Raw genomic sequence first — 8,494 nt, 5'->3', positions numbered from 1 at the left:
CCCTCGGCTACCTCACCCCGGCCGAGACCAGGCAGCGGCATCAACACGCCCTCGCGGCATAACCGACGAGTGTCCAAGATCACGGGGAAACTTCACGCCACCGGGCACTCGCCGCCTACGCCGCCTACCTCGGCTGGCTCGAACTGCGCCGGACCGCAGCCACCCTCGCACCCGAGACACAACTCCAAGACCCCGGCTCCTCAGCCGCGCTCGACCACCTGGTCGCCATGATTCTCACGCCAGCCGAGCCGCCCACCCCCAGCGCACCCGCCGACGGGTCAACGCGCGCCTGAATGATGGTCCGCGACGTGGACAAAACGCTCCGGCTCCCCTGCATGCGCAGTGTCATCTCTGCGGACTAGGCGAATTCGCCCCCTACAGTCGCAGAGGTACCGAGCACTCAAAGCCGGACTATGGCCCGGCGCGAACCCAACGGCCGTTCCTGCCGGAACGATCCCCCGCACCTTTCGCCGACCTGGGCATTCACGGAACTGCGGTCAGAGCCAGTTTCAAGAAGCGCCAACAGCAACGGCCTAAGGAGCAGCCGACGCTACATGCCGCCTTTCTGCGCGCCCGTTTAGTCAGCCTCGAAGGGCCAGTGCTTGCCCGTCGGCACGAGCGCATCCCGCCACGGTTTGGATGGCTGGTTGCAAGCTCTCAAGGCCCGCATTCGCGACGGGGCGCGATCGGCCATTCACTAGCGACGCGACCGCGCTGGGGTCTGGTGCAGGCTTGGGTCAAGATGTCACCCGATCGTGCATCAGACCCCTTCACCTGGGAGCATGATTGTCCATCGGGTGGACGGGGGGAAAGCGGGATGACCACTGCGCACAGACGGGTTCGTGCGGCCATGATCGTTGCGGCGGTGCTGGCGGCCGCCGGCTGTTCCGGCGGGGGCGGTGACGACGCCGCTTCCAGCCCCTCCGCGACGACGACCGCGGCGGCCCCGGCCACCACCCCTTCGACGGCCTCGCCCACCCCTGCGGTCAAACCGTCGGACATCTACCCCACGAACGCGGCCGGCTGCCATCCGAACGCGAAGTGGAGTACGGCGAAGGCGGTGGACTGGGTCGACTGGGGGCAGGTCGGCACGCCCGCCCCGGGCCCGGGAGAGGTCCGGTTCCCCAAGTCCATGCCCGGCTTCGACGGGCCCCTGTGCGACCGGGTGACCGTCCAGGTCCAGTACTGGCGCGTCAACTACCGGCCGTCCAGCGCCACTTCGGCCGCCGACCCGCTTTCGAGGGAGGTGAACTACGACTACGCCCTGCAGTCCCTCAAGCGCACCGAACTGCACATCGACGGCCGCAAGGTCCACGACGTGAAGCCGCCGAAGGGCTTTGCCTCGGCCAAGGCCAGCCCCTGCGATGGCTTCCTGGAGGCGATCTACGTCGGCGCACCGCTCAAGAACCGCGAACTGCCGACCAAGATCAGCACGGGCAACACGATCGTCGGCGACGACGTCACCTTCCCGACCAAGCGCGTGGTCAATTACCACGTGTTCGCGCCGTCCGCGCCCCAGCTCTGCAACGACAATGGCATCCCCACGGCCTCCCCCGCACCGTCCGCCTACCCGTCGTCCGGCTTCGGGCTGTCCACGCCCTCCTACCCCATCTTCGACCTCACCCCGAAGAGCTGAGCGGCCGGGGGCTACGCCAGCACGCGCGCCAGCGCGAAGCCGTCGTGGCCCTTACTGCCCACCGTCTGCAGCACCGTGCCGGTCAACCTCGGGTGGCTGCCGATCCGTTCGATCACGGCCCGGCTGCCCACCACGTCCGGCGAGGTGACCACGATCAGGCTGCCCGCGCTGGTGAGGCGGAGCGCCCACTCCAGATACCGCGGGTTGTTGCTCTTGTCGGCGTCGATGAAGACCAGGTCGAAGGGGGCCGGGTTCTCGTCGGCGAGCTTGGGCAGCGACTCCAGGGCCGGACCCACCCGCACCTGGACGAGCGCGTCGAGGCCCGCCCGCGGAAATCGCCGAGGCCGCTCTCTTCCTGGCTTCGGACGCCTCGTCGTTCGTCACCGGCGCCGAACTCTTCGCCGACGGCGGCTACACCCGGGCCTGAACGACGGCCGGTGGTGCGCATCGGGTTCCCTCGAAGCGATGGGGCGCACGCGTGTGCGTCGTACGAGGCACCGTGCGCCCGAAGATACGATGATCGGATGCTGAGGTTCACCGATGTCATTCTCGACTGCCCCGACCCCTGGAAGCTGGCCGAGTTCTACGCCGAGCTGCTGGGCTGGGAGATCAACACGGACATCAGTCAAAAGAACTGGGTCAACTTGCGCAGTGACGGCGTCGAGCTGTCGTTTCAGCGGGTGGAGAACTACCAGCAGCCCAGCTGGCCGGGTCAGGAGCATCCGCAGCAGTTCCATCTCGACTTCGAAGTGGACGAGTTCGAGCCCGAGCAGCGCCGGGTGATCAAGCTGGGCGCCACCCTCCAAAAGAGCTTCGTCGGCGAGTCCGGCTACGGCTGGCAGGTCTACACCGACCCGGCCGGGCATCCGTTCTGCCTGTGCCGCAACCGTCCTCAGTCCTGACCGCACGCAACGAGAGACCGCCCCGGCTACGGATGGAGCCGGGGCGGCTGCCTATCCCTGCAGGGGCTGGGTGTTGCGCATGGCCATCGCCGGAGGTGACAACCGTCCAGGTCACGAAGGCTCCGTCGATGCGGCCACCGCAGTGGTGCGAGCAACGATCTCCCGGAAGGCGGGAATTCCCAGGCGCCATCGGCGAGGCAGCGCTGTCCGCCTCCCGGTCCAACACCTTTCTCGGCGCCCGCTACAAACGCGTCGTCAAGCGCCGCGGCCGCAAGAGAGCCCTGGTCGCCGTCGGCCATTGACTCCTGGTCGTCGTCTGGCACCTGCTCAACGAACCCGGGACTCCGTACACCGACCTCGGCTCCGACTACCACCAGCACCTCGTCGACCCCACCCGCCGGACCCGCGACCTGGTCCGCCAGCTCAAGGCCCTCGGCCACGACGTCACCCTCGCGCCGACAGCCTGACCAGCAACTCCATCCAACCCCTGGCCAACGATGGGCGCAGCCTGCCCTGGTGCGGGGAGATTTTCCGTTCAGGCCCCAGCAGACGCCCCATCTGATCTGCGAAAGCTCATGAGTTAGTTCGGCCATCGAGCCTGGAGTGCCGCGACGGTACTCCGGCAGACCCGGGCAGCTGCATCGCTCCCCCGCGGACGCACACCGGCCGGCCGCATAGACGCGAGCCCCGTCCCAGCGGCCACACCGGCTGGGACGGGGCTCAGCACGGGCGGCCCGCGCATCGGAGTAAGGGCCGGCCACCCGCCCCTTCACCCCTTCGAGATCAGGGATTACTCATGCCTATCAGGGGTGTGAAACTGGCGACCTCGCGTAATCGGGAGTCGCGTATTCCTCAGCTGCTGAGGGCTCGTGGTCACTGTGAGTGGTCGCCGGGGGCATAGTGGCGCCAGGTTCCTCCGGCCTCTTCGGCGAGGCGGGCTGTCGTGTCGTCGTTATAGCCGAGCATCCAGGCAACCACCGGGGCCGGGCCTTGGAGGACGACGGACGAGGAGACACTCCGGCGGGGCACCGCCCCAACCGGCCGGTCGCGCCCAGGCGGTAGGTTCGCCCGGCCTGCCGGACGTCCCCGCCGCACAGGGCGCCACCAGGGGGAACGGCCCGCCGATCAAGTTGCCGTAAGCGCCCCTGGGGCCGCATGATGCGGATCCGCACCGCACTTCATCCCGGGGGGGGATCTGTCCATATGGGCGCTTCGCTGCGCGCTCTGCGCGCCCTCGTCCTGCTCGCGGGCTTCTACCTGCTGGGCGTCGTCCTGCTGGCAGTCCTGGCCGGCATCGACTACGCCGCTAACAGGAGCGGGCTGCACGCCACCGCCGACAGCATCGTCGTCTTCTCCGTCGCCCTCGCGATCCCGGTCGTGCGCGGCCTGGTCATGCTGCGCACCCCCAAGGCCGAGCCTCCGGCCGGCATCACCGTCACCGTCAGCGAGGCCCAGGAGCCCGCGCTGTGGGAGGCCATGCGCGATGTCGCACGCCAGGTCGGCACGCGAGCGCCCGACGAGATCGTGCTGATCGAGCACGTGAACGCGGCCGTCAGCGAGGGCTCCTCGCTGCTGGGCCTGCGGCCCGGTGCCCGTCGCCTCTACCTCGGCCTGCCGCTGATGATGGGCCTGGACGAGATGCAGCTGCGCGCCGTACTCGCACACGAGATGGGCCACTACGCCAACTTCGACACCCTCCTCACCCCGCTGATCGCCCGTGGTCGCGCCCAACTGATCCGCACCGTCGCCCACTTCCACGAGCGCTCCGACAACAAGCAGGCCAAGGAGCGCGAGAGGCAGGAGAAGAAGGCCGTCAAGCGGGCGGCCAAGGGCAAGAAGACCCTGATGGTCGACACCCCGGGCCTGGGTGCGACGTACCGCGGCACGGCCAAGATCTACACGGCGTACGGCAACTTCTACATGCGCGCCACACTCACCACCTCCCGCCGCCAAGAGCTCGCCGCCGACCTGGCCTCGGTCCGGGTCGCCGGACGCGACTCCGCCGCGTCCGCGCTGCGCGAGGTCAATGCCCTCGGCTCGGCGCATGCGTTCTACATGAGCTCGTACGCCACCCTCGGCGTCGGCGCCGGTCTGCTGCCCCGGCCAGGCGAGGTCTTCGGCGGCCTGCGCCGGCTCCTCGACGCCCGCTCGGCCGAGCTGGAGGAGCTGCGCCGGGAACTGTCGACCGAGCCCGCCTCCCCGTACGACTCCCACCCCTCGCTCGCCGAGCGGGTGGCCCGGATCGAGGCCCTGCCCGACGACGGCCGCGGCCGACAGGCAGCGCGGCCCGCTCTGGAGCTGCTGGCCGACCCGGACGCGGTGCTGGCCGCGCTGGAGCAGGCCGTCCTCACCCCGGAGGCGCTCGCGCTCAAGCGGGTGGACTGGGAGGACCTGGTCCACGAGTCGATGACCTTGTACGTCGCCCAGGGCACGGAGGACATCCGTGAGGCCCTCTCCGCCGAGGGCGCGGGCCCCGACCTCCAGGCTCTGCTCGACGCGATCGACGCCGACCCGGCCGTGCGCTGGCGGATCGCCGACCAGTTCCCGAAGTCCGAGCAGGCGGCGGCCGCGACCGGCAGCGCGGCCCGCGAGTTCTCCCGCCCGGCGCTGCGGCGGGCCCTGAACCAGCTGGTCACCATGGAACTGACGGCCCGCGGCGCCGCACGCTGGCAGCTGTCCTGGTCCGACTCAGCCACCCTGCGCTATCCCGCCGACGGCTTCGAGGACCAGCTCGGCCTGGCCCTGGACGCGGCCGTCGCGGACCAGCCCGACACCGAATCCCTGCGAAAGCTGGTGCTCGCCCCGTGACCGGCCTCTACTAACTGGCGACCTCGCGTAATCGGGAGTCGCGTATTCCTCAGCTGCTGACGGCTCGTAGTCCCCGCGAGTGGTCGCCGGGGGCATAGTGGCGCCAGGTTCCTCCGGCCTCTTCGGCAAGGCGGGCTGTGGTGTCGTCGTTGTAGCCGAGCATTCGGGCGACCACCGGGGCCGGGGCCTGGAGGACGAGGTGACGGATCGCCGCTGTGCGTCCTCGCTGGGTCGGGAAGCCCAGGTGCCGGAGCCGGAGTTCCAGAGTTTCCGGGGTCATGGGCCGCCCGGCTCGGCGGCCGGGGAAGAGCCATCGGGCGTCGGGGTTGGTTGCGGTCATGGTGTTCGGCCGCCCCAGGTAGTCCAGCAGCATCTCGGCGAAGGGGGCCGGGACGGGCGACGGCGGGTCGCCGAGCCGGACGAGGACTTCGCCATCCTTGTGCTGGACGTCGTCGCTGCCGAGCCTGGCGATCCGGGTGAGCGGCTGCGCGTAGAGGAGGACAAGCGCGGCAGCCACGCGGTCCTGGAGCGGGACGTCGTCACGGTTCACGAGCTGTCGCAGCAGCGCGAGCCGCTGGTGCTGGGCGATCGGCGTGGGATTGCTCGTCGAGCGGTGCGGAACGGTGACGGCGGGCATGTGCTTGGACCGCATGGCCCAGCGGAGGAAGGCATGGGTGAGGCGCCGGGCGGTGTAGCCGCCTGCATACCAGGCGTCGACATCGGCCGGGTGCAGTCGGGGAGGGCCCGTCCACGCTCGGCGAGGTGGCCGAGGAAGGCGATCGCGAGGTGGAGCTCGTTGCGGGCCTGCTGGATCTGCTTGCCGGTGAGCGGGCCGCGGCCGGCCAGGGTGCGCAGACGGCGTTGGATGTGCCAGGCGGCGAAGAGTTCCAGGAGCTTGCGGTGCTCGGGGTTGCTGACGGTCGGCAGTTTCTCGGCGAGCCACCGCTGGAACAGCAGCAACTGACGGTCGGCCGGCGGCAGGATGCCGCTCTGCATGAGCAGATCGCGCAGGTAGGCGACCGACCGCCAGGGCGTGAGCTGACTCAACCCCTCGTGGGTGAGGGGCACTTGGCCGCGAGCCAGAGCCCGCAGGTTCCGCTGGACGTGGGGCTGGCTGGTCCAGGTCAGCCCGCCCCAGGGACGTTTCATCTGCCGGAGCGTGCAGTGGGAGGAGTTCGGGCCGGATACTGCCGGTGCCGTCGTCGAGGAGGTCGTCCGCTGACCGGGGACTCCTGCGCCGCGACACGTACACCGCCCGCGCCCACCGGATCCTCGCCCGCCACGGCGACGACACCGCCGTGGTCCTCGTGGACCAGGACCACTTTAAGGCCGTGACGACACCATGGGCCACGCGACCGGCGACGCCGTCCTCACTGCGACCCCGGCCCGGCTCATCGCCTGGGCGGGCCCGCGCATCCGTCGGCCGCCTCGGGGGCGATGAGTACGCGGTGAGCTAGTAAGGACCACGCGATGGGGTTGTCGGTGGCCTTCGGGATCATGGTGACATGGGCGAAAAAAGAGGAAGCTGTCGTATGTTCTACTCGGTTGCATTTCTATAGAATTCGGCGATGCACTCCGGATAAAGGCTGCCGCCGGTGATCATGGTGTTGCTATCCTTCTTAGGATTCGCAGACGAAGGCAAGAAGGGGTTCATGAATATTAGGCGAATGGCTCGGCGAGGGCTCCCGGTGCTCACCATGATCGCTGCAGTTAGCACTCTCGCTACGACGCCGGCGAGCGCGATCGACTGGGATTGGGGACCCTATTACACGGTAGATGCAAAGCCTCATGGCGCTACTATGTACTTCGAGGAGCGCGGAGATATCCTCAAGGTGTGCGATACGGAGTCCGACTCCAAGCATGCCATAGCGTACGTGAATATGGGCACCCAAGACCTCGACGAGATGTATACCCTCACGGACTGGCATAACGACGGGAAGTGCTCGTACGCGCGCGCCAGCGACGGATCTTGGTACAACCTACCGGAAAATCGTTGGTACAGCCTGACAATCTGCCGGGCATACAACGACACGGGTGATACCCAATTTAGCAGCTGTTCCCAGTACTACCGGATCTACAACGATCACTGAGGCAGTTCTTACAAGTCGAGGGCCAGGCGATTGAGCCGTCTTTACGGTTGCCTGGCCCTCGCCGCGCATACAGATCGACCGCTCTTTACATACCCGATCTTGGAACAGCTTGCTCGCTTAATGAGTTGACATGTACTCGAACGCGCTGCAAATGTCGCAGCTCGCAGATTCTGAAATAAGTCGGTTCTCTGACCAGTGGTTTCGCATATTGGTTGCGTAGCTTCGGGTTGGACTCGTTCAGGTAATCTGCATGCGAAAGGAACAACTGGGCGTCTTCTGGCTGGCTTGGCGGGCTGCGCAGGTTGTCGTCATGCGGCCGACGAGCGGAACACCTGTGTGCCGCACAGCCGGAACACCGAGGCGCTCCCGGTAGGCCGGACCGGTCAGAGGAGTTGATCACCGACGACATCGAGCGGACGTATCTGCTCGGCCTCGCGGCGGCACGCCCCCGGGCGCCACGCCGCAAGCGGCCCGAGCACGTACCGGCGCGGGTGCACGAGCTGCTCGCCCACCTTCAGATCCCCGCGTTCGTCGAAGGGCGCGCGTTCGATGTCCTGGCCTCCAACCCCATGGCCGTCGCGCTCTCCCCCCGGCTGCGGCCCGGCCAGAACCGGCTGCGTTCTCTCCTCCTTGATCCTGAGGAACAAGCCTTCCACCAGGACTGGACGAAAGCCACCGCCGATTTCATCGCCACCCTTCGCACCACCATCGGGGACGACACCGACAACCCCCGGTCCGTCGAGCTCGTCGGAGAACTCGCACTGTCCAGTCAGCGGTTCCGTACCCTGTGGGCCCGCCACGACGTCCGCAGCCTCGACAGAGGCACGACCACGGTCCACCACCCCGTCGTCGGTGAACTACGCCTCCACCGGGACAAACTCCCATCGAAGACGTCATCCTCGTCGTCTACTACCCCGACAAGGACAGCGACAGCGACGAGAAACTGCGGCTCCTCGCCGCACTCTCACACACCGAGTCCGCCGGCACAGCGCACGACAGGCCGGCGGACATCCCGCACCCGGAGACACTTTGACGAACACGCGCCGTCCCGGCGTCGC

At 68.1% G+C, this 8,494-nt stretch carries 6 protein-coding genes and 3 pseudogenes; 6 read left to right on the top strand and 3 right to left on the bottom strand.

From position 1 onward, the window contains the following. Window positions 1-850: 850 nt before the first annotated feature. Complete coding sequence (locus tag ACWGKT_RS42975) at window positions 851-1,636, top strand: hypothetical protein (protein WP_453277971.1); 786 nt, start codon at window positions 851-853, stop codon at window positions 1,634-1,636. A gap of 11 nt (window positions 1,637-1,647) precedes the next feature. On the opposite strand, the pseudogene ACWGKT_RS42970 reads toward ACWGKT_RS42975, so the two are convergent. Then, window positions 1,648-1,977, bottom strand: a pseudogene (locus tag ACWGKT_RS42970) (O-methyltransferase); the annotation flags it as partial. Here ACWGKT_RS42970 and ACWGKT_RS42965 point away from each other — a divergent pair. The 3 genes and pseudogenes from ACWGKT_RS42965 to ACWGKT_RS42955 all read left to right on the top strand — a co-directional run. Further along, a pseudogene (locus tag ACWGKT_RS42965) lies at window positions 1,950-2,063 on the top strand (SDR family oxidoreductase); the annotation flags it as partial. The pseudogenes ACWGKT_RS42970 and ACWGKT_RS42965 sit on opposite strands and share 28 nt — an antisense overlap. 97 nt (window positions 2,064-2,160) lie before the next feature. After that, window positions 2,161-2,538, top strand: a complete 378-nt coding sequence (locus ACWGKT_RS42960) for a VOC family protein (protein ID WP_453277970.1) — start codon at window positions 2,161-2,163, stop codon at window positions 2,536-2,538. Between the two features lie 1,203 nt (window positions 2,539-3,741). Next, on the top strand, window positions 3,742-5,346 hold the full coding sequence (locus ACWGKT_RS42955) for a M48 family metallopeptidase (RefSeq protein ID WP_453277969.1): 1,605 nt from the start codon (window positions 3,742-3,744) through the stop codon (window positions 5,344-5,346). Window positions 5,347-5,395: 49 nt separating this feature from the next. Here the strand turns inward: ACWGKT_RS42955 and ACWGKT_RS42950 are convergent, their stop codons facing one another. Together ACWGKT_RS42950 and ACWGKT_RS42945 are read right to left on the bottom strand one after the other, a co-directional pair. Continuing rightward, on the bottom strand, window positions 5,396-5,896 hold the full coding sequence (locus ACWGKT_RS42950) for a hypothetical protein (protein WP_453277968.1): 501 nt from the start codon (window positions 5,894-5,896) through the stop codon (window positions 5,396-5,398). After that, the gene (locus ACWGKT_RS42945; protein ID WP_453277967.1) at window positions 5,893-6,495 is read right to left on the bottom strand and encodes a hypothetical protein; all 603 of its coding nucleotides are present in this window, start codon (window positions 6,493-6,495) and stop codon (window positions 5,893-5,895) included. The genes ACWGKT_RS42950 and ACWGKT_RS42945 overlap by 4 nt, the downstream gene beginning before the upstream one ends. 539 nt (window positions 6,496-7,034) lie before the next feature. On the opposite strand from ACWGKT_RS42945, the gene ACWGKT_RS42940 reads away from it, so the two are divergent. Next, complete coding sequence (locus ACWGKT_RS42940) at window positions 7,035-7,436, top strand: hypothetical protein (RefSeq protein ID WP_453277966.1); 402 nt, start codon at window positions 7,035-7,037, stop codon at window positions 7,434-7,436. Between the two features lie 401 nt (window positions 7,437-7,837). Further along, window positions 7,838-8,469 (top strand): annotated as a pseudogene (locus ACWGKT_RS42935) (MmyB family transcriptional regulator); the annotation flags it as partial. Between the last annotated feature and the right edge of the window lie 25 nt (window positions 8,470-8,494).

The organism is Streptomyces sp. NPDC054794 (genome assembly GCF_053611585.1).
This window is presented reverse-complemented; position numbering and strand designations above follow the sequence as displayed.